The organism is Thermococcus sp. (assembly GCF_027063845.1).
Lineage (GTDB): Archaea > Methanobacteriota_B > Thermococci > Thermococcales > Thermococcaceae > Thermococcus.
In genome coordinates this window covers 1-24,184 of sequence record NZ_JAMOQU010000083.1, presented here as the reverse complement: position 1 = coordinate 24,184, position 24,184 = coordinate 1, and the positions used below count along the sequence as shown (strand labels likewise).

Genomic DNA, 24,184 nt, shown 5'->3' with positions numbered 1-24,184 from the left:
TGGAGCTCCGCTTCGACATGCAGTATGAGGACGCTTACAGGGAAGTCTATGAGATGGTGAAGCCGAAGTACAAGCTCTTTACGGCCGGACCAGTCGCCTGCTTCCCTGAGGTTCTCGCGATAATGAGCGTGCAGATGTTCAGCCACCGCTCGGCCGAGGCGAAGGCCGTTCACGTCGACACCCTCGAGAGGCTGAGGAAGTTCCTTGAGGCTGACAGGGGCGAGATAATCCTCTTCCCGAGCTCGGGAACCGGCTTTATGGAGTCGGCCGTCAGGAACACCGTCCCGCGCGGTGGAAAGGTTCTCGTCACAATCATCGGTGCCTTCGGAAAGCGCTTCGCAGACGTCGTAGAGGCCAACGGAAGGAAGGCGGTAATCCTTGAGAAGGAGCCGGGACAGGCCGTTAAGCCCGAGGAGCTCGACGAGGCTTTGAGGAAGAACCCCGATGTTGTTGCCGTAACGATAACCTACAACGAGACCTCGACCGGTGTCCTCAACCCGCTCCCCGAGCTGGCCAAAGTGGTTCACGAGCACGACAAGCTCCTCTTCGTTGACGCGGTTTCCGCGATGGGCGGTGCCGACATAAAGTTCGACGAGTGGGGCATCGACCTCGTCTTCGCGAGCAGTCAGAAGGCCTTCGGCGTCCCGCCGGGACTCGCGGTTGCGGCGGTCAGCGAGCGCGTCTTCGAGATAGCCGAGAAGATGCCCGAGCGTGGCTGGTACTTCGACCTACCGCTCTACAGGAAGTTCAACGAGAAGAAGAAGGGAACACCTTCAACGCCTCCACTTCCTCAGATATTCGGCCTCAACGTCGTTCTCAGGATAGTCGAAAAGATGGGCGGAAAGAAGGAATGGCTCGACATGTACAGGAAGAGGAGCGAGATGATACGCGAGGGCGTCAAGGAGATGGGTCTCGGAATCCTCGCTGAGCCCGGCTATGAGAGCCCGACGATAACTGCCGTCGTCGTCCCCGAGGGAATGAAGGGAGTTGACGTTTACAACGCCATGCGCGAGAGGGGCTTTGAGCTGGCCAAGGGCTACGGAAGCGTCGCTGAGAAGACCTTCAGGATTGGAAACATGGGCTACATGACCTTTGACGACATCCGCGAGATGCTCGACAACCTCAGGGAAGTAATAAAAGAGCTGAGGGAGAAGTGAGATCAGAGCAGAGGCTTTAGTTCTCCGTTCTCTATTTTGTAGATTCTGTTTATCTTCTTCATTCCCGTTCTCCAGTCCCTCTTTAGCTCGACGAGGATATCAAAGCGGTCGAAGGTCTTCTCGTCTATTCCGAGCCAGTGCATAACCTCAGCCTTCAGGTCGTCGCTCATTGCCAGCGAGGTAACGATGAAGGCGTAGTCGTCGATTAACCTGTCCAGAATCCTTGGGACGCTGACGGTGTGGAGGGTGTCTATTACCACGTAGTCAGGGCCGAGCTTTCTGAGCTTCTCAATGACTTCTTCCGTCCTCTCCTCCGTCGAGCGCTGGTCGAAGGCGGTATCAATGACCTCGATGTTCGGCTTGAAGGGCTTGAACTCGCCGTAGGCTGTAACGACCGCTACCTTCCAGTCGTCGGGGACGTAGTGGAGTAGCGCTTCCACGAGCTTCGTCTTTCCGCTCCTGCTCGTTCCAACGATGAGGATGTCCTTCTTTCCGAGGACCTCTTCCTTCAGTAGCTCCATCTGCTCTGGCCTTGCCGAGCCGTAGCGTATCAAATCCTCGGGTTTGAAGATGTAGACGCCCATTAGGTTCACCGTAAGTATTTCTCGCCGGGGGTTATAACGGTATCCTTTGCTGGGTCTCAAAGTCGTTTAAGTCCCAGGCAAACCAACACTCTTTTTTCAGCTCCTCTTTCCCTTCCAGACTCTTAGCAACAAGCCCGTAGCTCTTCTCCCAGCCTTCAAGCCTCACCAACTCTGCTTTTCGCTCCAAATCCCTCAAAATTCCCCGCGCTTTCCGCTCGCTTAAGTCCTTCCACTTCACCTCGACGAAGAGAGCCTTTCTCTCGTGCTCGTTGAGAGCGACTAAATCAATCTCCTCTCCCCTACGCCACCACCTGCCAATCTTCGTGAACTTAAACGGCAACTGTCCAACATGGTTCAGCTCGATGAGGAACTGTCTAGCAATCCCCTCAAAGGCTCTCCCCACATAGGTGTTGAAGGCGTCCCAGTCCATCTCGAACGTTCCGAGCTCTATCTTTCCCCTGTTCGGCTTCACGAAGCGGAACCAGAAGGCGAAGAAGTTGTCGTTGAGGTAGTAGCGCGCCTTTTTGCTCCTCTCCGGCTCGGTAACAGGAACCTCGCGCCTCACGAGTTTGAGAGAAATCAGAGTTCTCAGGTATTTCGGCATGTCCTTCGCCTCGATTCCCGCGAAGTTCGCAATCTCGCTGACCCTGTGCCTCCCGAGGGCAATCGCCTCAAGAATCAGGTAGTAGCGATGGACGTCGCCGAGCTCCTCCCTCAAAATGAACTCGGGTTCCTCGTAGAGGATTGACGTTTGCGAAAAGGCCACCCTGAGGAGCTCCTTTTCAAAGTTCTTTCCTTCAAAGAGCCTGAAGTACATAGGAACGCCGCCGGTTACCGAGTATATCTTTACAACAGTCTCAATCGGTGAGTTTTTGAAGTACTCGCGGACGTGGAAGAAATTGAGGGGCTTAAGCTTGAGCTGTGCCGTTCTCCTGCCGTAGAGGGGGTTGCCGTACTCCATAAGTCCCTCCATCAGGCCGATTATCGACCCGCTCAGGATTAGGAAGAAGCGGTCGTCGATTATTTCGTCTATAATGTGCTGGAAAACCGCTGGGGCGTTCTTATCGGTGAGCAAAAGGTACGAAAACTCGTCTATAACAATGACGAGCCTTTCGGGAGCCTTGAGCTTCAGGAGTTCAAAGGCTTCCCTGAAGTCCCTAACTTCAACCTTTGGCAGGTCAAGGACCTCCGCTGATTCCCTGTAAAACCTCCTCGCATTTGACTCCAGCCCGTCCCTGTCGGCCAAAAAGTAGACGGCTTTCTTCCCTCCGATGAACCTTTTCACGAGCTCGGTCTTCCCAACGCGCCTGCGCCCGTAGAGAATCAGGACCTCCCTTTTTCCCGAGCGGTAAAGGGACTCAAGGAACTTCAGCTCATCTTTTCGGTTGACAAACATTATCTTCACCAAGATAATCCTGAGCAGGATAATAATTTAAGCCTTTCCCTGTCTCTGGTGGGTGTACAATCTGCTAATAAATTCAAGAAAATTCGTCTAATCTTCAAAATATCTCAAAAATTCATGTCAAAATTTGACTTTTGTTCCAAAATTTTTGCACAAAGGCAATAAACCCGAAGGCACTCTGACGAAAATTGGGTGATTGATATGAACGCTCTCCAAATTATAAGCAGGAAAATTGACCCGATTGCCGAGGTTCAGACGAGGGCCATAGCGTATCTCACCGGCGAGCTGTCGAGGAAGGGCTTCCGCTGGTTGCTACCGGTGATGCTCAGCTCGATAACCGACCCGCTCTGGCCCGAGCCTTCCTCCGAGGAGGCCCTGAGACCGCCGGAGGTCGAGGTCTACGGGGAAAAGCTCAGGCTGATGCATAGCATGATACTCCACAAGCAGATGGCCGTCGCGATGGGGATAGATAAGCTCTTCGTCCTCTCTCCAAACGTGAGGCTTGAGAGCCGTTCGGCTGACGACGGAAGGCACGCCTACGAGTTCACCCAGCTCGACTTCGAAATTGCCCACGCGAGTATGGACGACGTTATGGGCCTGATAGAAGAGCTCATCGTCGGCCTGTTCCGCGAGTTGAGACCGTTCGTCTGGGAGTCCTTCGAGAGGGAGCTTCCAAAGCCGAGGAGGCCCTTCAAACGCTTCACCCTTGAGGAAATCCTCGAAGAGTTCGGGAGCGAGGAGGAGGCGAGCAGAGAAATGGGAGAGCCTTTCTGGATAACTGGAATCCCGAGGGAGTTCTACGACCGGGAGGTTGACGGAATCTGGAGAAACTACGACCTCTATCTGCCTGAAGGCTACGGCGAGGTTTCGAGCGGTGGCGAGCGAGAGTGGGAGTACGAGAAGATACTGGCGAAAATACGCGCCTCTGGCCTGAGCGAAGAGGCCTTCAGACCGTACCTTGAGGTAGCCAAGGCCGGTCTCCTTAGGCCGAGTGCCGGAGCGGGAATCGGCGTCGAGAGGCTAATCCGCTACATCGTCGGAGCGAAGCACATAGCCGAAGTCCAGCCCTTCCCCAGGATTCCAGGTGTTCCTGCGGTTATCTGATGTGGTTGGTACTCTCAGAGAACAGGGGTCGGGTAAAATTCAGTTTTCCAATGAAATCTTAGTTTTCCGATGTCAGCGACTCTTCTTTGAGTAATACAGTTGCTGATTTCTTTTGGCCTTTGAGGGTTTTTGTTGATGGTGTACTGCTCCTCGGGCAGAAAAGTATTTTACCTCTGGGGTCGCAGGTTCCGTAAGGGGGTCACAATGGAGATTACAATCCCTGAACTCCTGGAACTGGTGAGGCCCGGGGAAACCGTTGTCGTCGAGTACGAGACGTCGTATGTCCCCGAGTTCGCCCTCAAGCTTCTCGCCGATTACACGAGGGAAAACAACGTTCCCTTTGTGATAGACGATAACTTTGATAGTCTCTACACCGTGCTCGTTCACTGTGATATGCTTGGGCTCGAGGTTGATATAGACCATGCTTACGTCTTCAAGACTGGGGGTAAAAAAGAAGTTGGGGGCACAATCAAGCGCGTTGAGTTCCATCCAGACCCTAGGGTTCTCGTCAGGAACTACGATGTTGCGTTTGCTGATACTGTTGGAACCTCTAAAAATCCTGCCATAAATCTTATCTTGGGAATCGAGAACCTCTTATATTTCGTCCGCGATGTCCGCGACTTCTACCGTTTTCTTCTTGGTCTTCAGCGCTACGTTGGTGATAAACGTAGAAAGGCCTTTTACCTTATTCACATCGGCCTGATACGGAGCCTTCCTCCCTACGTCCATCCCGAGCTCAGAAGAATAGCCACAAGCGTTTGGGTCTTTCACAGCTATCCAACTGGGGTTAAGCTCTCCATTCTTCGCAGTCCTGACCTTGACCTCGTCGGCAGAGAGTTCACTATAGACGTCGGGGGTGTTTTCCGTGGTAGGAGTTGAGCTCAGGGGACTTGCCTCGAAGAAGGCCGTTGTCTCGATGTTTAACTTCGTCCGCTTTGGCGGTCTCATACTTATTGAAAACTATTCCAACATAGGCGCTGAGCTTGCCCTCTATGCCCTCCTTAACTACGCCTACGAGCGCGGTCTTCCTGTTCTCGTTGAGGACATCTTTGATGCGTTCGCCGGCTACGTTCGACACTTTGACGTCATGGGCCTCACCCCGCCGATGGAGCACGTTGGCGTCCTGAAAATCGGTGGCGTTGACGAGGTCGGCCACGTCGTGGATAAGATTCAGTTCGAGGTAGACCCCGCGCTCTACCTCCAGAAGAAGGAGAGGGCAATAGCGGAGGCGATGGGAGACGACCGATACGTTTACATCGTCACGGGTTTTGAGAGGCTCCTCGGCTTCCAGCGCGACGTCAAGGGGGTTTATGTCATCGTCAACCACCTGCGGGAGAACCTTGGGAACGACAGGAGGATGAGCTTCAATCTAATCGAGGGCAACGTCATCAGGGGCTTTTCAACAAAACCCCTACCCCTCCTTGAGGGTGTGGCTACTTCCGTTGTCGAGCTCCATGACCATGGGGACATGCTACTCCTGAGGTTTCGGAAGTCCGTGTTGACCCTGATGGAAGGCAAGGATGAAGTCCTTGTACAACCCCTGGATGTTGTGGGATGGTGGTAGGCAAATCTTTTTCTTTTGCCAATTCCAATATCTTCGGTGGGAACATGGGGTTGTTCGATTTTCTGAGAAGGCCGAGGAAGGGTGAATCCGGAGAGTTCATAGCGTCGAGGAAACCGGTCGCAAAGTTCAGGGTGGAGCAGGTTCTTAACGTCCTCGGCAGGGAGACGCTGATTGGAACCGTTGAGGGGATAATCTACCCCGGATACAAGGTCAAGGGAAAAGACATCGCCATAATCCGGGAAATCCAGAGGGAGCGGAAAAGAGTTGACTTCGCGGTTGACGGCGACAGGGTCGCGCTCATCCTTGAGGGCAGGACAAACGCTAAAAAAGGCGACGTCCTTGAGGTTTACCAGTCGTGAGGTGGGACCATGATAATCCTCGACGACCACTTCCACGTTGACCCCTTCAGGGGCCTCTTCCTTGAGGCGGTGAAGCAGTTCCACAGGGCTGGAGGAACACACCTAATGGTCGTCTACAAGACGGCCCACGACTACGGCTTTCCAGGGCTGAAGGCAGAGGACTTCATGAAGGCGATGGACTTTCACATCGAGCTCGTCGAGAGGATAAACCGTGAGACGCCCGTTAAGGCCTTCGCGGTGGTCGGCGTCCACCCAGCGGAGTTCGTCTATCTGGCAGAGCAGAAGGGCCTTGAATATGCCAAAAACGAGGTCATGAGGGCCCTCGAATATGCCCAGAAGCTCTGCCTCGAAGGCAAAGCTGTTGCAATAGGAGAGATAGGCAGGCCACACTACGAGGTTCCGCCTGAGATATGGAACGCCAGCATAGAGCTCATGAAGTACGGGATGAGCCTCGCCAAAGATGCCGACTGTGCGGTTCAGCTCCACACCGAGAGCTTCGACGAGGAGAAGTTCAGGGAGCTCGGCGGGTACGTGAAGGAAGTTGGAATAAAGCCTTACAAGGTCGTTAAGCACTTCTCGCCGCCACTGGTGAAAGTTGCCGAGGAGGTTGGCGTCTTTCCGAGCATCATAGCGAGCCGGAAGAACATTGAGGAGGCGATAAAGCAGGGCAACCGCTTCATGATGGAGACGGACTACATAGACGACAAAAGACGGCCGGGAGCGGTTCTCGGTCCGAAGACAGTTCCGAGGAGAACGAAGGCCTTCCTCCAGAACGGCCTGTTCACCGAGGAGGACGTCTACAAAATCCACATCGAGAACCCGAGGAAAGTCTACGGGGTGGAGATGGAGGAGTAGAGCACCTTCCCCTCGCTCAGGACGGTCTTTATGAAACTGTCCCTCCTTTTTCCGAACTCTTCAGGCTTTAGAACTATCGGACTTATCAGCTCCCCGTATTCGAGGAGGATATCAGTAACAATATTCATCAGCTCATCGAAATCAACGTCACCCACGATAAGAACGTCTATATCACTCTCTTCGTCGTGGTCTCCCCTCGCATAGGAGCCAAAGAGGATTATCTCTTGCACTGAATCCCCAAATCTTGCCTCAACCCTCCTTATGAACTCATCAAGGGCCCGCGCTTTATTTCCCATATCCAATTTCCTCCAGCGCGCCCTTTATTCGCTCAAGGAAGCGCTCGGCATTTTCAACTACACCTTCGGCTTCCTCCTGGGAAGGGGCGTAATAAACGTCATAATCTGCCCTTGATCTTAATGTAAACGCCGACGTTAGATACTTAGCGTAAACCTTCTCAATAAACCCTTCATCAACGAAGTGAAGGCCGAACATTCTCACGACTCCAGAATGTTTCTTGGGATTTATGCCCTTCATCAAAAGTAGAGCCTTGGCCGCGTGGAACATGGAATAGTAGGCTCGACTTATGGCGTCTCGGAGCCTTCCGTTTTCTAAGAGTAGCTGGGCAGAGGATAGCTCTTCTTCTGCTAGTTCCAGATGTTTCATGACTTCTTCGGGAATGCCCATGTTTTCACCACAAACTCTTTGGTTACGTTATATTTAACCCCTTCGTCAGACCTCCGCCTTCCTCACCACCCTCACAACCCCGGGCTCTCCGATTTCCCCTTCGACCTCGAAGGTTCTGCCCAAAAACCGCTCCACGACCCAGACGTTGGTGACGAGGTGGTTCGTGATTTCGGCAACGCCGATTTCTCCGCCCGTGAAGGCCAGGAACGGTATCAGCTGGTCGCCGAGGAACCTGTCAATGGCCTTCCTCGGCGTCAGTTGCTCAATCAGCTCTTCAGCGGCTTCCCTGCCGACCGTCTCAGCCGGCTTTCCGCGCTTTCCGAGGGCGTCTCCAGCCAATCTAAGCGACTCCGTCTCGGCCCAGATGACTATCCCGCTTCCGGGGCCGAGGGAGCGCGAGACTTCCCTCTCAATCTCGACAGGGACGCTGTAGAGGCTCTTCAGCTTCTCCTCCGCCGATTTCGCCTGCCTCTCCGCGACGTGGGCTGGCAAATTCGTCGCGTGGCTTATCCCCGCGAAGCGCTCTATCCTGTGCCACTCCAGGGCAACGAGGGGCTTTCTCTCCTCCCAGGGTTCAACACTTCCCGTGACAAGGCCACCACCCTTAGGGTAGTGCCCCCTGCGCTTTAGCTCAAGCTCAACATTCAGGCCCATCTTTTCGAGTGCGAAGAGCGTAACGTGCCTCAGGTAGTCCACAGGCGGGCTCCAGGGGACGTCGGTTCCGCCGGTTACCTCGAAGCTCCCGCCAGTAAAAGCCATCGCAGGGAGCAACGCCTGGAGGACGAGGGTTATACTACCTGCCGTCTTTATCGGAACTTTGACGTGCTTCGGCTCGGCCCTTCCGGGGACGAACTCGAGGACCGTAGAGCCGACTTTTGCTCCTTTAACCCTCGCGTTGCTTAACTCCTTGAGTGCTAAAATACCGTGCAGGTGCTGGGGCCTTAACCCAGGGTTCGGGCGGTTTGCTCTTATCCTGTGAATCCTCACCGGCCTCCCGGTGATTACCGACAGGGCAACGGCCGTCCTGAGTATCTGGCCCCCTCCCTCGCCGTACGAGCCGTCTATCTCGACCCACTCCATTCTCCCACCGTAGTGGGATTCCCCGCGAAGCCTAAAAACCTGACGAAAGGCTTTTAGGCGGGCCGAATAAGGTGGCACGGTGAGAGCATGGACGAGCTTGAGTTCTGCGTGAAGAGCCTCAGTTATCCCCTCGGAACCCTCCTCGAAACGCTGAAGAGGAAACCCGGTGAGAAGGTCGAGATTGATGGTGTGTATCTAACCCTTCCCGAGCTCCCCTTCGCGGTTAAGTGCTACATTACTGCCAGGGCGCTCTTCGAGAGCCTCGACCTCGTTGACAGGAAGAGGCTCGGCGACGACATGGCGTACGTGGAGGAATTCATCGCGAGGGTTCTGTCTTCCCCGCTCGGGGAGAAAATCCGACCGTACCTTGAGAAAACCGGCAAGATTTCCATAAGGGGCAGGCTCAACGTGGACTGGCTTGAGTTTGAGAGGCGGAGCGAGAGGCTGAGGCCCCTCCTGAAGCGGATTCTGGCTGGAGAAGAGCCCCCCGAAGTATCTAACCTTTCGGTTGATGAGTGCCTCCTTCTGAGCTACATTGCAGGCGAGCGGAAGAAGCGCGAGAGGGTCAACGCCGTCCTTGGGAAGCTTAACCCTGCCTTCAGGGAGGCGGTTAAAACCTACTTTAGAGCTTTGAGGAGTTGAGCTCGACCGCCATTTTCAGCGCTTCTTCCCTCTCAAAACCTTTCCTCACGAGGGCCTCGACGAGTTTGGCCAGTTTTTCGACGTTGCGCAGGTTCAGCCGGTTCTCGGGAAGGGAAATCAAGCCCACAGGAACGTTGAAGCCGAGCCTCGCAGAGAGCTCGACGGCGAATTCTTCTCTGCTCAGGGGAGGAATCCTCACGAAGGCCGAAAAATCGAGGTTCCGATACCTGCTCGCGTCCTTCGTCTCGACGATTATCGGCCCGTCTCGCTCCCCGTTCAGGAGCTCCGCAACGGTCTCAACGCTCGGCTCTCGGAGGATTAGCGCGTTTGCCGGAACGAGCTCTGACAAATCAACTCCCCTTAGATTCTCGACGAGCGTATCAACGCCGAGCGAGAGAACTTCCCGCCAGTCAATGGTTTTTTCCTCTTTTTCCTGCCTTTCCGATGTGACCCTTTCGTAGAGGACCTCGCTGACGAGGGTTATCTGGTAGACCTCCTCGATGTTCTCAAGGGTTAGGACTCCGTTGGAGAGCAGTTTGAGGCCGAGCCTCGCGAGGGAAGAACTGAGCTCCTCCTCGCTCCTCGTCGTTATGGCCTTCTTTCCGGAAACGTCTTCCAGACCACGGCTCACGAGCCTGTAATCGGTCGGGAAGAGCCCTTTGGCGTTGAAGAACTCCTCCAGCGTTTCCTTGGCCTTCTCCTCGCTGATGGCGTAGACCTTCACGAACTCGACGTTTCCAGCTCTATCAACGCCGATGAAGACCACCGCGTCCCTCCTCTCGGCCGGCGTCAATATGTCCATCGGCTCACCTCATACGCTCATAGCTCCCAACAGCTCACCGGTCTCGATGTTGAAAATCTCCACAACCCTCTTCCTCGTGTCGAGTAAAGCGACGCTCTTGACGCCGGTAAGGTAACCGCAGACCTCACCGGGGTTGACGAGTATCGTCCTGCCTACTTCCCTAATCTCGTAGTGGTGGGTGTGGCCGACTATAACCACGTCGTAGAGCTTGCTGTAGGCCAAAGCCTTAACGAGGACCTCGTTCGTCCCGTGTGTTACCGCTATCTTCATCCCGTCCGCCTCGACCTCGATGAGCTCGTCCTCTATCCCCAACGCCTTCCTTAGGCCGTCCCTCTCGCCGTCGTTGTTGCCGAAGACGCCCCTCAGCGGGGCCTTGAGCTTTCCGAGCTCCCGTGCGACGAACGGGGCGATGTAATCACCCGCGTGGATTACGAGGTCAACGTTCCTCTCGTTGAAGAACTCGACTGCCTTCCTTATCGCCGGAAGGTTGTCGTGGGTGTCGCTCATTATTCCAATCAGCATTACGGCTCACCTTAAGTGGACTGCTCGTCCAAGTTTAAAGGGTTATCGAGGCCAAAAGCGTTCCCCTGCTCATCTGTGCTCATGAATGCATTCGAGTGGAAATCGAACTGGCATAACTCCGCGCAACACCGTTCTAAGCTGTTCCGACAAGGTTTATTAGCCGAAGACCTTAGGTCGTTCAAGGTGGTGGCATGTTTACCGGTAGGGCGCTCATCGCTGTGAAGGTGTTAAAGCCCTTCTCGGACTGGAATCAGGGCGACATCGTCCTAATCGAGGACTGGAAGGCGAGGGAACTCTGGGAAGCGGGAGTGGTTGAGATAGTGGACGAAACGGATAAGGTAATCGGCGAGATAGACAAGGCCATCGCTGGCGAGCGCGAGAGCGAGCCGTTAACTGCACTCCCCTCTGGACTCTACGAGAGGGCCGAGTTCTACCTCTATTACCTTGAAAACTACGTCCGCCTCAATCCGAGCGAGAGCGTCGAGACGATAAACGTCAAGCTCACCAAGCTGGCCAACCTCAAGAAAAAACTCCGCGATTTGAAGATGATACGCTTCAACAAAATCCTCAAAGCGGTCATGCTTAGGCCCAACAGCCTTGAGCTCCTCTCGCGCCTCTCGCCTGAAGAGAGACGGCTCTACCTCCAGATGTCCAAGATAAGGAACGAGTGGCTCGGTGATGCCTGATGGACAGAGAGGAGATGATTTCACGCTTCGCAAAGTTCCTTCGCGAGTACGTTGACGACGACGGCAACGAGGTCTACATCAACCGCCTCAAGGACCTCCTAACGGTAACGCCGAAGCGCTCCTTGGCCATAGACTGGGCGCACCTCAACTCCTTCGACCCCGAGCTGGCAGAGGAACTCCTCAAAAACCCCGAGGAAGCGATAGCGAGCTGTGAGGATGCCATCCAGATTATCCTCCGCGAGCCCCCGCTCCTCGTTGAGAGGGATTTGAAGGTTCACGCGCGCTTTTACAACCTGCCCCACACCTTACTCGTCAAGGAACTCGGGAGCGAGCACATAAACAGGCTGATTCAGGTCGAGGGGATCATCACGCGCGTCAGCGAGGTCAAACCGTTTGTCCAGAGGGCCGTTTTCGTCTGCAAGGACTGCGGAAACGAGATGATTCGCCTCCAGAGGCCCTACGAGAACCTCGTCAAGCCGGCCAAGTGCGACGCCTGCGGCTCAAGAAACGTCGAGCTCGACGTCGAGAAGAGCCGCTTCATAAACTTCCAGAGCTTCCGCCTCCAGGACAGGCCGGAGAGCCTTAAAGGCGGTCAGATGCCCCGCTTTGTGGACGCAATACTTTTGGATGATCTCGTCGATACTGCTTTGCCAGGCGACAGGGTTCTCGTGACCGGAATCCTGCGCGTCATCCTCGAGCAGAGGGACAAGAGGCCGATTTTTAAGAAGGTCTTAGAAGTCAACCACATCGAACAGCTCAGCAAGGAGATTGAGGAACTTGAGATTTCGCCCGAGGACGAGCAGAAGATTCGTGAGCTGGCTAAGAGGAAGGACATCGTTGACGCGATAGTGGACTCGATAGCTCCGGCCATCTGGGGTCACAGGATAGTCAAGAAGGGAATCGCCCTGGCGCTCTTCGGCGGTGTCCAGAGGGTTTTGCCAGACGGGACGAAGCTGAGGGGAGAAAGCCACGTTTTGCTGGTTGGTGACCCGGGTGTGGCAAAGTGCGTTGATTACCACACGAAGGTTCTCTTAGCTGATGGAAGCCTGAAGGAGATTGGCGAGATAGTTGACGAGGCCATTGAGAAGGCAAAAGCCGAAGGAAAGCTCGCAAGGGTTGACGATGGCTTCTACGCCCCGATTAACCTCGAACTGTATGCCTTAGACGCAAAGACGCTGAAAGTCAGAAAGGTCAAAGCGGACATCGCCTGGAAGAGAAAAGCTCCGAACAGGATGTTCAGAATAAAGACCGCGAGCGGGCGCGAAATCCGCGTAACTCCTACTCACCCGTTCTTCACCTTTGAAAACGGGCAGTTCAAAACAAGAAAAGCGAAAGAGCTTAAGATTGGCGATTTTGTGGCCGTGCCAAGAGTAGTTCCTGTTGATGGAGAAGCCGTTAGGCTCTCAGAGGTTCCCGTTGAGAAACCGAGAACAGCAAAAGCGAGGCTTAAACTTCCAAAGACTGCCGACGAGAGGTTCTGGTATCTAATCGGGCTGTTTGTTGGAGAAGGGTACTCCCAAAACAGGGGGGGCAGTGCAACGGTGTACTTCACGAACAACGATGAGCAGTTGATACGATTTGTTTATGACTACCTCAAGAGCCTTGGCCTTAACCCGACTATTCGCGAGCCTCACAAGGGCAAGAGTGCATGGGAAGTCTACGTGAGTAGCGTTGAGTTCTACCGTTTGCTTGAGTGGTTGGGCATTGCATCGAACTCAAAGAGTAAGAGAGTCCCACCGCAACTTTTCAGGGCAAGACTGGAGGACATTAAGGCCTTCCTAAGAGGTTACTTTGATGCTGAAGGCACAGTTGACAAAAATAGGGCCAAGATAACAGTGGTTTCTGCTTCGGAGGAGCTTCTTAGGGGTGTTCAGCACCTTCTCCTCAGATTTGGGATAAAATCCCAGATACATGAGACTAAAGCTCGCGCGACCAACGGTAAAATGAAAGCCCCAAGAACATACTACAGGCTGTTCATTACCGGAGAAGACTCGATTAAGTTCAGAGAGGAGATTGGCTTTGGTCTCAGGACTAAAATGGATGCTCTAAAACGTGTAACATCCAACGGAAAAACAAACACTAACGTTGACATTGTTCCAGGAGTTGGTCAATTGTTAAGACATCTCCGCATCAAAGCAGGACTGACGCAGGCTCAGATGGGTATAAGCAGATCAACTTACCTGCACTATGAGCGAGGAGACCGGCTTCCAAGCAGAGAAAAACTCAAGGCCATCACTGAAATCCTCAAAACAAAACTACCTGACTCACCAGAAGTTGACCTCTTGGTTGCTCTTTCGGACTCCGACATCTTCTGGGACAGGATTGTTGAGATTGAAGAGTACAAACCCGAGCACGCGTGGGTCTACGACCTCCAGATTCCAGAGCACCACAACTTCATAGCCAACGATATCTTCGTCCACAACAGCCAGCTCCTCCGCTACGTGGCCAATCTGGCGCCGAGGGCGATTTACACGAGCGGTAAGAGCAGTTCGGCCGCAGGCCTTTGCGTTGCTCCGGATTCGGTCATTGAAACCAACATGGGAAAGTTCGAAATAGGCTCTCTCGTGGACAGGGTTATTTCTGAGGACGTGGTGGAACACAAAAGCGTTGATGCCGAAGCCCTTGGACTCAGGGTCAAAACAAAAGATGGAGAGCGGAAAGTTCTTCGCCTCTGGAAGTTGAAAGCCCCAGAAAAGCTCGTGCACATACGCACTGAAGACGGAAGGGAAATCATTGTAACGCCAGAAACGAGGCTTTTAACTCCTGAAGGCTGGAAACAGGCAAAGGACATCACAGGCCAAGTTTTAACGGATAGCGGGGTTGTGAGGGTTACGACCGAGATAATCAACTCTCCATACGACCACGTCTACGACCTCACGGTTGAGGGCTCTCACAGCTTCATCGCCAACGGCTTCGTCGTCCACAACACGGCCGCCGCAGTCCGCGATGAGTTCACGGGCTCGTGGGTGTTGGAAGCGGGTGTTCTCGTCTTAGCGGATGGCGGGTTTGCCTGCCTGCACCCGGATTCACGGGTTCTTGTAGATGGGAAATACCAGAGAATTGAAGACCTCTTCGAGCTTGAGAAGTCATACAAGGCGCTCTCCGACGGCCAAATCGTGGACATTCAGGAGAAGGAGATTGGAGTTACAGCCCTCGACCTCGGAAGCATGAGGACAAAGACCTCTAAGGCCACGATAATCCGCAGGAAGCCCTGGAAGGGAGAGCTGTTGAAGCTCAAGTTCCGCTCGGGCAACGAGGTAACCCTAACTCCCGACCACCTTCTCATAGACGGTAAGACCCTTGAGTGGAAGGAGGCGGAGAGGTTTAAGGTTGGTGATATGGTCGTTGCCCCGCTGAAGCTTCCACAAGTGGGGAGAAGAGTGTACCTGCTCGATATTTTGCCCTTGGACTGGAAGGTTAAGTTAACCCCTGACGAAAAGAAGGAGTTGAAGAAGGAAATCCTCAGGAGATTCAAGAGCCTCGCGGAGTTCAACAGGAAGTACGGCGTTTCAAAGGACTTTCTCTCTGGAAAGGGTTCTATCCGCGTCGGGAAGTTCAGGGAAATACTGCGTGAGTTAGGACTCTACGAGAAGTGGCGCGAAAGGTCTCTAACCTACGGCCCGAACTACCGCAGGGAGCGCCTTAAAGTGGCCTACATAACGCCGGAGCTTGCGTACTTCCTCGGATTCCTCTACGGTGATGGGTGGATAAAGAGGAACGACTCCAAGGTTCACGTTCGCATCGTGCAGTCGAAGGTTCACAAAGACCAGATTAGGGCAATCAGGCGGGCATTTGAGAGCTTCTACGACGAACCGTTAAGGGAGTACGAGAGAACCACGAGGAGCAAGCTTGCGGGTAATGAGATAACGAGTGACACGATAACGTTCCACGTTAGCTCACCACTGCTCGCGTACCTGTACGAGTATATCACCAAGGACAACCTGAAAAACGCATTCTCTCTGGACGATGAGGCGCTGAAAGCGTTTATCGCGGGTGCACTTGACTCGGACGGCTGTGTCTCGGTCAAGAAGAGCGAGAGGGGAAGTGTTGTCCACATAGAATTCCTGCTCTCAAATGATTTGGAAAGGGACAAAGCCTTTGCACTGCTCCTCAGGAGGTTTGACGTGTACGCCCGTGTGATTCCAGGGAAAGGCGTGAACAGGGTTAGGGTAACTGGAAGGGAGGACGTCATAAACCTCCTCAACGCGGTTAAGGATTACAGCGTTAAAGTCAAGGAGATACCCATTAAAAAGCACCTCGTCTCGGCGAGGAGCGACAAAGTACCAGCAGAACCCGTTAGGAGAATCGCCAAGGTCATCATCGAGAGCGTTCCTGCCAAAGTACTGCAGGAGAAAGGGCTCTGGAGTACCGTCTACTCATATGCCAAGGGCAAGTATCAGCCCAGCAGGATTCAGCTCAGAAAACTCATCGAGAGGCTCAGCGATGTCCTGAGTCCAGAAATACAGCTTAAGCTCGAAGTCCTTGCCACGAGGGATTACTTCCTTGACGAAATCGTCTCCATCGAGCGCGTTCCCTACGAGGGCTACGTTTACGACCTCTACGTGCCGGGTGAGCACAACTTCCTGGCCGAGGGAATCATAGTTCACAACTGCATAGATGAGTTCGACAAGATGAGCGACAGGGACAGGAGCGCGATTCACGAAGCGCTGGAACAGCAGAGCTACCACCACGACTTCGAGCTTCTCTTAGCGGACGGCAGGAAGGTGAAGATAGGCGAGCTGGTGGATTCTCTCATAGAGGCCAACCGGGATAAAGTGATAATCGGCAAGGACACCGAAATACTGCCCGTTGATGATATTGAGCTCCTCGCGTACGACCTCGAACGGAAGGAAATCGTGAAGGTCAAGGCCGACCGCGTGAGCAGGCACAGAGCGCCGGAGAAGTTCATAAAGATACGGTTCTCCAACGGCAGGGAGATAACGGTAACCCCGGAGCACCCGATAATGGTGTGGGAGGACGGTGAAATAAGGGAGAAGCCGGCGGAGGAAGTGAAACCGAGGGACATCGCTCTTGGGGTTGCCCGCTATCCCATTAAACTTCCACCTGTTGATGGGGGCGAGTTCAAAGAGCTTAAGGAAGCGGAGGCAAGAGCGGACTACCTCTACTCCTTTGGAAAGGTTGCGAGGGTAAAGCGCATTCGCGGAAGGTACGCCGTGGAAGAGGCAGAGAGGACTTTTCCCCGTCAACTGATTAGACATTTAACCAAAGCGGGCAGAATCCTCGGCGTTGTTCAGCTCCCAGAGGAAAGGAAAAGGTTTGCTCTTCCGCTAATCAGGGAGAGCTTCGTTAGACCCTACTTGGAGAGAGTCTTGTCGAGGATTAAGGAGTTAAGAACTCTCTCCGAGAGTGACCCTCCAAAGGCCGTGGATTTACTGTCCCGCTCGAGGGTGTATTCTCACACGGGAGTCACAGCAGATAGGTTGAAGAAACGCGCCGAGCTTGGTGACCGCTGGGCAATTTCAGCTATAAAGATGTTAGCCGAGGGCACAATCAGGAAAGCCAAAAAAGAACTTGAGAGTTTCCTCAGCTACTGGAACGGCAACATCAACTTCCTCAGGGTTACGAATGTTGAGGAAATCCCCAACGACCGCTGGGAGTGGGTCTACGACGTAACCGTTGAGCCATACCACCTCTTCGTCTCCCACGGACTGGTTCTCCACAACACGATAAGCATCTCCAAGGCGGGCATTACAGCCACTCTCAACGCAAGGACGACCGTTATAGCCGCCGCCAACCCGAAGTTCGGTCGCTTTAACAGGCACAAGTCCCTCCCTGAACAGCTTGACCTTCCCCCTACGTTGTTGAGCCGTTTCGACCTCATATTTCTCCTGCTCGACGAGCCAGACGAGAAAATAGATGCGAGCATCGCCGAGCACATCCTCAAGGTTCGCAGGGGAGAGGCGGAGGTCGTTACGCCGAAGATACCCTACGACCTCCTCAAGAAGTACATAGCCTACGCGAGGAAGAACGTTCATCCCGTCCTGAGCAGGGAAGCCATGGAGGAAATCAAGCGCTACTACGTTAAGATGAGGAAGGGCCTTAAACGGAGCGACGATGAGGGCGTCCAGCCGATTCCGATAACCGCGAGACAGCTTGAGGCCCTCATACGTCTCAGCGAGGCCCACGCGAGGATGAGATTGAGTGAGACGGTAACGCGCGAAGATGCGAGAGCTGCCATAGAACTCATCGAGGCGATGATGAGGACCATAGCGGTGGACGAGGAAGGCAACATAGACGTCTCGATACTGGAGATAGGCAAGAGCTCCAAGAAGCTCAACAAGATAGAGAAGCTGGTCGATATCATAAAGAACCTCGAAGGGGAGGGCGACTATGGGGCTCCTGCCGAAAAGGTAATCGAGGCCGCGAAGCAGGCCGGGGTCGGCAGTAAGGGCGAGGTCGAGAAGCTCATCGAGGAGCTCAAGGCAGACGGCAGAATCTACGAGCCGAGGGCGGGCTTTTACAGGGTGCTCTAACAAAGGTTATAAAGCGAAGGGGAAACCTATGAGGGGGTGAGAAGATGAGCGAGAGCATTGACTTTTACGACTTCGAGAAGCTCCTCGATAAGGCTTACGAGGAGTTGCCCGAGAACGTGAAGTCCCACAAGTCCCGTTTCGAGGTCCCGCCGGCGGTCGTTACAATAGCAGGTAACAGGACGATAATCGAGAACTTCGTTGACATAGCCGAGGCCATGAACCGCGACCCGAACCATCTCCTGAAGTTCATCCTGCGCGAGGTAGCAACCGCAGGAACGCTCGAGGGCAGGCGCGTAATCCTGCAGGGACGCTTCACTCCATACTTAATAGCCAACAAGATGAAGAAGTACCTCAAGGAGTACGTCATCTGTCCGGTCTGTGGAAGCCCCGATACCAAAATTATCAAGCGCGGACGCTTCCACTTCCTCAAGTGTGAGGCCTGTGGTGCCGAAACACCAATCCAGCACCTCTGAGACCTTCCTTCTTTTTTTCCAGCCATTGGACAAATTATCCATTATTGGATGAAATTCCGCCCCTCAAAAACCCTTTTAAACTTTACAAACTACAACCCCCAAGAAACCGAGGGGGTTACTCTTATGAGCATGGAGGAGAAGCTCAACGAGCTTTACGAAAGGAGGAAAAAGATTCTCGCAATGGGCGGCGAGAAAGCCGTCGAGAAACAGCACGCCAAGGGCAAACTCACCGCCCGTGAGAGGATTGAGAAGCTCCTCGACCCAGGAAGCTTCGTGGAAATCGGCATGTTCGTCAAGCACAGGGGAACGGAGTTCGGCCTCGACAAGAAGGAACTGCCCGCTGACGGTGTCATCACCGGCTACGGAACCATTGACGGCAGGCTCGTCTTCGTCTACGCGCAGGACTTCACCGTCATGGGCGGTTCGCTCGGCGAGATGCACGCGATGAAGATTAAACGCGTTATGGAGCTGGCCCTTGAGGCAGGTGCCCCTGTTATAGGCCTCAACGACTCTGGAGGAGCGAGGATTCAGGAGGGCGTTGACTCGCTCAAGGGTTACGGTGAAATCTTCAAGATGAACACGATTCTCAGCGGTGTCGTCCCGCAGATTACCGCGATAATGGGTCCCTGTGCTGGAGGAGCCGTTTACAGCCCTGCAATAGGGGACTTCATCCTCATGGTGGACAACCCGGCGAGCTTCATGTTCATCACGGGCCCGCAGGTCGTCAAGGCCGTTACAGGCGTTGAGGTCACACCGGTTCAGCTCGGCGGAGCGATGGTTCACGCTCAGAAGGCAGGGCAGGCCCACCTCATAGGCAAGAGCGACGAGGAAGTTTTGGCTTTGATAAGGCGCCTCGTGAGCTACCTGCCGTCCAACAACATGGAGAAGCCACCCCGCGTCAAGACGAACGACTTGCCCTTCAGGAAGAGCGAGAGACTCTATGAAATCGTTCCAGACGACCCAAACAAGCCCTACGACGTCAGGGAGGTCATCTACGAGATAGTTGACCGCGATGAGAACGGCAACCCCGACTTCCTGGAAATCCTCCCCTACTTCGCCCCGAACGCGGTTGTGGGCTTCGGAAGGATGAACGGCCAGACCGTCGGTATAGTCGCCAACAACCCCAAGTACTTCGCGGGAGTTCTCGACATAGACAGCTCAGATAAGATTGCAAGGTTTGTTAGAACCTGCGACGCCTTCAACATACCCATCGTTACCCTCGTGGACGTTCCCGGTTACCTGCCTGGCGTTGACCAGGAGAGCAGGGGAATAATCAGGCACGGCGCGAAGGTTCTCTACGCCTACGCCGAAGCAACCGTCCCGATGGTAACAGTGATTCTGAGGAAGGCCTACGGTGGAGCCTATCTCGCGATGGGAAGCAAGCACCTTGGAGCGGACTTCGTCTTCGCCTGGCCGACAGCGGAGATAGCGGTCATGGGTCCGGAGGGGGCGGCGAACATCATATTCCGCAAGGAAATCGCAGCGGCTGAGAACCCGGAGGAAGTGAGGCAGCAGAAGATAGCCGAGTACCGCGAGAAGTTCGCCAACCCGTACGTCGCGGCCGCGAGAGGTTACATCGACGACGTCATCGACCCGGCGGAGACGAGGGGCAAGGTCATAATGGCGCTCGAGGCTCTTGAAAGCAAGCGCGTTAAACTCCCGCCGAAGAAGCACGGCAACATACCGCTGTGAGGTGAAAGCATGAGCCAGCTCGCCGAAGGTGGATGGATTACCGTCATAGGAATCACCGTCGTCTTCGCCATACTCGCCATTTTGGCCATAGTGATGTACGCAATAGGCGCCTTCGAGCGCGGGATGACGAAGAAGGTCGAGAAGGAAGAGAAAGCCGTCGAGGAGACGAAGGAGGAGGTTGAGACCCCGGAGGAGGAAATTCCTCCGAGGGATTTGGCGGTCATAACCGCCTCAATCCTCGCCTACCTCGCGAAGAAGGCCGAGGTGGTTCGTCCTTTACCCTTCAGGAGGAAGGTTTCCGACGCCTGGCGCCTCTACGGTCTCCAGAGCGGTATGGATGAGGTTGAGAACTTCAACTACGAGATGAGGAAGTGGTGAAGATGGAGGTTAAGGTCATCATCGATGGAAGGGAGTACGAGGTTGAGGTTGAGGAGCTCGGTGGTGGAAAGTTCAGGGTCAGCTTCGAGGGCAAGAGCTACGAGGTCAAGGCTGAAGGACTGGGAATAGCGCTTCCGAGCGTTCCCGAAACTACCAGCGCTCCGGCTCCTGCTCCGGCTTCTGTGTCGGTTCCTGCTCCTGCCCCTGTGAGCGCTCCTGCTTCTACTCCAGCTCCTGCGAGTGCTTCGCCGAATACTGTTACGGCTCCAATGCCGGGTAAGATTCTCAGGGTTCTTGTTGGTGAGGGGCAGGAGGTTAAGGCTGGTCAGGGTTTGGTTGTTCTTGAGGCTATGAAGATGGAGAACGAAATTCCCGCTCCGAAAGACGGTGTTGTCAAGAAAATCTACGTGAAAGAAGGCGACGCCGTAAACACCGGCGACCCACTAGTAGAACTCGGGTGATGGGGTATGGCGACGTTTGCGGACTTCCTGAGCACGATGGGCCTGCTCCACCTCACGGTAGGGAATCTCATCATGATTGCAGTGGGCCTGACGCTGGTCTACCTTGCGATACGCTACGAGATGGAACCGCTGTTGCTTTTGCCCATAGGCATCACGGCGGTTCTCGTTAACCTCCCGCTCAACGGCATAGCCAACTGCCCGACCGTTGGGCCTCTCTGCAGTCACCCGGGCCTGCTCGACATAGTCTACCACTACCTCATCAAGACCGAGATAGTGCCCCTGCTCATATTCTTCGGCCTTGGGGCAATGACTGACTTCGGGCCGATGATTGCTGACCCCAAGACCGCCCTTATGGGCGCCGCGGCACAGATAGGTGTTTTCGTGGCGATGCTCACTGCTCTCGCACTGGGCTTCAATATACACGAGGCGGCATCGATTGGAATCATCGGAGGTGCAGATGGACCGACGACGATATACCTCACCACCAAGCTCGCGCCCCAGATACTCGCTGCCACCGCTGTCGCCGCTTACAGCTACATGAGCCTCGTCCCATTGATTCAGCCACCCATCATAAAGGCGCTAACAACGCCAGAGGAGAGACGCATAAGGATGGAACAGCTCAGGCCCGTCTCCAAGAGGGAGAAAATCCTCTTCCCGATAGTCAGCATGATAGTCATCGGTCTCCTCGTCCCCAGTGCGGCACCACTGATAGGAATGCTCATGATAGGCAACCTCTTCCGCGAGAGCGGCGTCGTTCCGAGGCTCACTAAGGCGGCACAGGAGGAGCTCATGAACATCGTCACGATATTCCTCGGCCTCGGCGTCGGCTCAACCATGAGAGCAGAGAGCTTTCTCACGCCCCAGACCCTGATGATTCTCGGACTTGGAGTTGTAGCCTTCGCCAGCGCTACCGCTGGAGGAGTGCTCTTCGGAAAGCTCATGATGAAGCTCTCGGGCGGAAGGATAAACCCGATGATAGGAGCAGCGGGAGTTTCTGCCGTTCCAATGAGCGCTCGCGTCGTTCAGAGATTGGCCAGTGAAGAAGATCCGGGCAACTTCATTCTCATGCACGCCATGGGCCCGAACGTTGCCGGAGTTATTGGAACTGCCGTCGTTGCCGGTGTTTTCCTCGCCCTCCTGGGCTGACGTTTCTCCCATTTCCTTTTCTAAAACCTTAAATAGGGGGACACCGTCTTAGGTTAAGCGGTGGTAGAACATGAGGGTAAAGACCCTGATGACAAAGGACCCAGTGGTAATACAGCTGCCGGCGACGAGAGATTACGCACTTGAGCTGTTCAAGAAGCACAACGTTCGTTCCTTCCCGGTCGTTAACAAGGAGGGAAAGCTCGTCGGGATAATAAGCGTAAAGAACGTCCTTATACATCCGGACGAAGACCAGCTTGCCATGCTCGTCAGACGGGATGTTCCGACGGTCAAGGCCAACGACGACCTCAAGAAGGCCGTTAGAAAGATGCTTGAGACAGATTACAGGCGCGTTGTAGTTGTTGATGACGAGGACAGGCCGATAGGAATTCTGACCGTTGGTGACATTGTGAGGCGCTACCTAGCCAAGAACGAGAAGCTAAAGGACATAACGATTGAGCCCTACTACCAGAGGAACGTCGGCGTCGTCTGGCGCGGAACCCCTCTCAAGGCCGCCCTCAAGGCCCTCCTCCTCTGCAACGCAATGGCAATCCCGGTCATAGACGACGACGGCAACCTCATTGGCATGGTTGACGAGACCGACCTCCTCAAGGACGGGGAAGTAGTTAGGGTCATGAAGCAGACTGCGCTGGCCGCTTCAAGTGAGGAGGACTGGATTCTTGAGAGCAACCCAACGCTCCTCTTCGAGAAGGCCGAGCTCCAGCTCCCCAAGAAGCCGGTCGAGGAGATAATGAATCCGAACTTGGTCGTTGCCACGCCCCACATGAGCGTCTACGAGGTCGCGCAGAAGATGGTCCAGCACCACATCGAGCAGCTGCCCGTCATCAAGGGTGAGGGCGAGCTCGTCGGCATAGTCAGGGACATGGACATAATCAAGGTCATCCTCAACAAGTGATTTAAAGCTTCCCTTCCTTTTCTATTCCGGTGGTGAGATGGAGGTAAGGGTTGGGCTCTTCGGCTTTGGGAACGTCGGAAGGGCCGTTGCGCGGGTTCTGCTTGAAAAGGAGCGCTTTTTCAAAGAGAGATACGGTTTATCCTTCAGGGTCGTTAGCATTTCAGACACGAGCGGAACCGTGTGGCTTCCCGAGGGAATCGATTTGAGCGAGGCCCTCCTCGTCAAGGAGAACTTTGGAAAGCTCAGCAGGTGGACCAACGACTACGAGGTCTACAACTTCTCGCCGGCCGAGGCGGTGAGGGAGATTGAGGCCGACGTGGTTATTGACGTGACCAACGATGGAAACGCCCACGAGTGGCATCTTGAGGCACTGAGGGACGGGAAAGCCGTTGTTACGAGCAACAAGCCCCCGCTGGCGTTCCACTACACGGAGCTAATCGGAGAAGCCGAGCGGAGGGGCCTGCCCTACCTCTTCGAGGCGACCGTAATGGCGGGAACGCCAATCATCGGGCTCCTCCGCGAGAACCTGCTCGGCGACACGGTAAGGAGAATAAAGGCCGTCCTGAACGCAACGACGACCTTCATCCTCAGCAGGATGGAGCAGGGGATTGACTTCGAGAAGGCCGTAAGGCAGGCTCAGGAGCTTGGCATAGCCGAGAGGGACCCAAGCGGAGATATCTTGGGAATTGACTCCGGCTACAAGGCGACGATACTCCACTGCGTTGCCTTCGGGCCGATTACCTTCGACGAGATTGCCGTTAAGGGCATCGCCGAGGTTACGGTTGACGAGGTTAGGAGGGCCCTTGCGAAGGGAAAAAGGATTCGGCTCGTCGCGACAATCGAGGAGAATAACGTTAGGGTCGCCCCGGAAGAGGTTTCCGGTCCGCTCGCGGTTTTGAGCAACGAGAACGTCGCCTTGATTGAGAGCGACCTCCTCGGCGAGCTCCTCATCAGGGGTGCCGGCGCCGGGCTGAAGGAGACGGCGAGCGGGGTTGTGAGTGATTTGGTTAAGGCATCGCTGAGGCTTAGGGAGTAATCCAAACCTTTTTATTCCCTCCATCGAGGGTTCGCCAGGTGAAAGCATGGAGCACGTCATAGCGCTCCACCAGGTTTACGCCGAGCTGATATTCAGGGGCCTCAAAACGGTCGAGGTCAGGAAGAGGAAGGCCTTCGACGAGGGTGACCT

The 24,184-nt window shown here is 54.6% G+C and carries 24 protein-coding genes; 17 read left to right on the top strand and 7 right to left on the bottom strand.

What is annotated here, in order from left to right; all coding sequences use genetic code 11:
* The coding region (locus MVO87_RS06285) for a pyridoxal-phosphate-dependent aminotransferase family protein (RefSeq protein WP_297552588.1) at window positions 1-1,157 on the top strand (1,157 nt) is incomplete at its 5' end.
* 2 nt (window positions 1,158-1,159) lie between these two features.
* Here the strand turns inward: MVO87_RS06285 and MVO87_RS06280 are convergent.
* A complete protein-coding gene (locus tag MVO87_RS06280) occupies window positions 1,160-1,741 on the bottom strand; it encodes a P-loop NTPase family protein (protein WP_297552596.1) in 582 nt (193 codons plus the stop codon).
* A gap of 31 nt (window positions 1,742-1,772) precedes the next feature.
* On the bottom strand, window positions 1,773-3,137 hold the full coding sequence (locus MVO87_RS06275) for an ATP-binding protein (protein WP_297552594.1): 1,365 nt from the start codon (window positions 3,135-3,137) through the stop codon (window positions 1,773-1,775).
* Between the two features lie 207 nt (window positions 3,138-3,344).
* On the opposite strand from MVO87_RS06275, the gene MVO87_RS06270 reads away from it, so the two are divergent.
* The 5 genes from MVO87_RS06270 to MVO87_RS06250 all read left to right on the top strand — a co-directional run bounded on the left by MVO87_RS06270 (window position 3,345) and on the right by MVO87_RS06250 (window position 7,025).
* Window positions 3,345-4,247 carry an asparagine synthetase A gene (locus tag MVO87_RS06270; RefSeq protein ID WP_297552586.1) on the top strand — a complete coding sequence of 301 codons (903 nt, stop codon included), beginning with the start codon at window positions 3,345-3,347 and terminating at the stop codon, window positions 4,245-4,247.
* A gap of 204 nt (window positions 4,248-4,451) precedes the next feature.
* Entirely contained in the window at window positions 4,452-5,126 is a 675-nt protein-coding gene (locus MVO87_RS06265) for a DUF257 family protein (RefSeq protein WP_297516632.1), read from the top strand.
* The gene (locus tag MVO87_RS06260; protein WP_297516629.1) at window positions 5,113-5,811 is read left to right on the top strand and encodes a DUF257 family protein; all 699 of its coding nucleotides are present in this window, start codon (window positions 5,113-5,115) and stop codon (window positions 5,809-5,811) included. Before MVO87_RS06265 ends, MVO87_RS06260 begins: the two co-directional genes overlap by 14 nt.
* A 44-nt stretch (window positions 5,812-5,855) precedes the next feature.
* Window positions 5,856-6,170 (top strand): tRNA-binding protein Pbp11, encoded by a 315-nt coding sequence (gene pbp11, locus MVO87_RS06255; RefSeq protein WP_297516626.1) that lies wholly within the window; start codon window positions 5,856-5,858, stop codon window positions 6,168-6,170.
* Between the two features lie 9 nt (window positions 6,171-6,179).
* Window positions 6,180-7,025, top strand: coding sequence for a TatD family hydrolase (locus MVO87_RS06250; protein WP_297516623.1), 846 nt, complete (start codon window positions 6,180-6,182; stop codon window positions 7,023-7,025).
* Here MVO87_RS06250 and MVO87_RS06245 read toward each other — a convergent pair.
* Genes MVO87_RS06245 through rtcA form a run of 3 tightly spaced genes read right to left on the bottom strand, consistent with a single transcriptional unit; the run spans window position 7,001 to window position 8,789 of the window.
* The gene (locus tag MVO87_RS06245; protein WP_297516620.1) at window positions 7,001-7,321 is read right to left on the bottom strand and encodes a nucleotidyltransferase domain-containing protein; all 321 of its coding nucleotides are present in this window, start codon (window positions 7,319-7,321) and stop codon (window positions 7,001-7,003) included. The genes MVO87_RS06250 and MVO87_RS06245 overlap by 25 nt on opposite strands.
* Window positions 7,311-7,709: a HEPN domain-containing protein gene (locus tag MVO87_RS06240; RefSeq protein WP_297516618.1), complete on the bottom strand. Its 399-nt coding sequence runs from the start codon at window positions 7,707-7,709 to the stop codon at window positions 7,311-7,313. Before MVO87_RS06240 ends, MVO87_RS06245 begins: the two co-directional genes overlap by 11 nt.
* A 45-nt stretch (window positions 7,710-7,754) precedes the next feature.
* A complete protein-coding gene (rtcA, locus tag MVO87_RS06235) occupies window positions 7,755-8,789 on the bottom strand; it encodes an RNA 3'-terminal phosphate cyclase (RefSeq protein WP_297513703.1) in 1,035 nt (344 codons plus the stop codon).
* An 87-nt stretch (window positions 8,790-8,876) separates the two neighbouring features.
* Here rtcA and MVO87_RS06230 point away from each other — a divergent pair, with 87 nt between their 5' ends.
* A complete protein-coding gene (locus MVO87_RS06230; RefSeq protein ID WP_297552584.1) occupies window positions 8,877-9,431 on the top strand; it encodes a hypothetical protein in 555 nt (184 codons plus the stop codon).
* On the opposite strand, the gene MVO87_RS06225 is transcribed toward MVO87_RS06230, so the two are convergent.
* Together MVO87_RS06225 and MVO87_RS06220 are read right to left on the bottom strand one after the other, a co-directional pair.
* Window positions 9,412-10,233, bottom strand: a complete 822-nt coding sequence (locus tag MVO87_RS06225; RefSeq protein WP_297514011.1) for a hypothetical protein — start codon at window positions 10,231-10,233, stop codon at window positions 9,412-9,414. The genes MVO87_RS06230 and MVO87_RS06225 overlap by 20 nt on opposite strands.
* A 9-nt stretch (window positions 10,234-10,242) precedes the next feature.
* Window positions 10,243-10,755 carry a metallophosphoesterase gene (locus tag MVO87_RS06220; RefSeq protein WP_297514009.1) on the bottom strand — a complete coding sequence of 171 codons (513 nt, stop codon included), beginning with the start codon at window positions 10,753-10,755 and terminating at the stop codon, window positions 10,243-10,245.
* Window positions 10,756-10,946: 191 nt separating this feature from the next.
* Here MVO87_RS06220 and MVO87_RS06215 point away from each other — a divergent pair, with 191 nt between their 5' ends.
* From MVO87_RS06215 to MVO87_RS06170, 10 genes are all read left to right on the top strand, one after another.
* Complete coding sequence (locus tag MVO87_RS06215) at window positions 10,947-11,441, top strand: hypothetical protein (protein WP_297514005.1); 495 nt, start codon at window positions 10,947-10,949, stop codon at window positions 11,439-11,441.
* Window positions 11,441-17,935 (top strand): minichromosome maintenance protein MCM, encoded by a 6,495-nt coding sequence (locus tag MVO87_RS06210; RefSeq protein ID WP_297514001.1) that lies wholly within the window; start codon window positions 11,441-11,443, stop codon window positions 17,933-17,935. The genes MVO87_RS06215 and MVO87_RS06210 overlap by 1 nt, the downstream gene beginning before the upstream one ends.
* 44 nt (window positions 17,936-17,979) lie before the next feature.
* The gene (locus MVO87_RS06205; RefSeq protein WP_042692655.1) at window positions 17,980-18,408 is read left to right on the top strand and encodes a translation initiation factor IF-2 subunit beta; all 429 of its coding nucleotides are present in this window, start codon (window positions 17,980-17,982) and stop codon (window positions 18,406-18,408) included.
* 123 nt (window positions 18,409-18,531) lie between these two features.
* The gene (locus MVO87_RS06200) at window positions 18,532-20,100 is read left to right on the top strand and encodes a carboxyl transferase domain-containing protein (RefSeq protein WP_297552582.1); all 1,569 of its coding nucleotides are present in this window, start codon (window positions 18,532-18,534) and stop codon (window positions 20,098-20,100) included.
* A 9-nt stretch (window positions 20,101-20,109) separates the two neighbouring features.
* Window positions 20,110-20,478, top strand: a complete 369-nt coding sequence (locus tag MVO87_RS06195; protein WP_297513392.1) for an OadG family protein — start codon at window positions 20,110-20,112, stop codon at window positions 20,476-20,478.
* Window positions 20,479-20,480: 2 nt separating this feature from the next.
* Window positions 20,481-20,939: an acetyl-CoA carboxylase biotin carboxyl carrier protein subunit gene (locus MVO87_RS06190; protein ID WP_297552592.1), complete on the top strand. Its 459-nt coding sequence runs from the start codon at window positions 20,481-20,483 to the stop codon at window positions 20,937-20,939.
* A gap of 6 nt (window positions 20,940-20,945) precedes the next feature.
* Complete coding sequence (locus MVO87_RS06185; RefSeq protein WP_297552580.1) at window positions 20,946-22,085, top strand: sodium ion-translocating decarboxylase subunit beta; 1,140 nt, start codon at window positions 20,946-20,948, stop codon at window positions 22,083-22,085.
* A 70-nt stretch (window positions 22,086-22,155) separates the two neighbouring features.
* Window positions 22,156-22,998, top strand: coding sequence for a CBS domain-containing high hydrostatic pressure regulator HhpR (hhpR, locus tag MVO87_RS06180; RefSeq protein WP_297552578.1), 843 nt, complete (start codon window positions 22,156-22,158; stop codon window positions 22,996-22,998).
* A gap of 37 nt (window positions 22,999-23,035) precedes the next feature.
* Window positions 23,036-24,034: a homoserine dehydrogenase gene (locus MVO87_RS06175; RefSeq protein ID WP_297552576.1), complete on the top strand. Its 999-nt coding sequence runs from the start codon at window positions 23,036-23,038 to the stop codon at window positions 24,032-24,034.
* Window positions 24,035-24,080: 46 nt separating this feature from the next.
* Window positions 24,081-24,184 (top strand): ASCH domain-containing protein (locus MVO87_RS06170; RefSeq protein ID WP_297552590.1); only part of this gene is annotated, 104 nt, incomplete at its 3' end.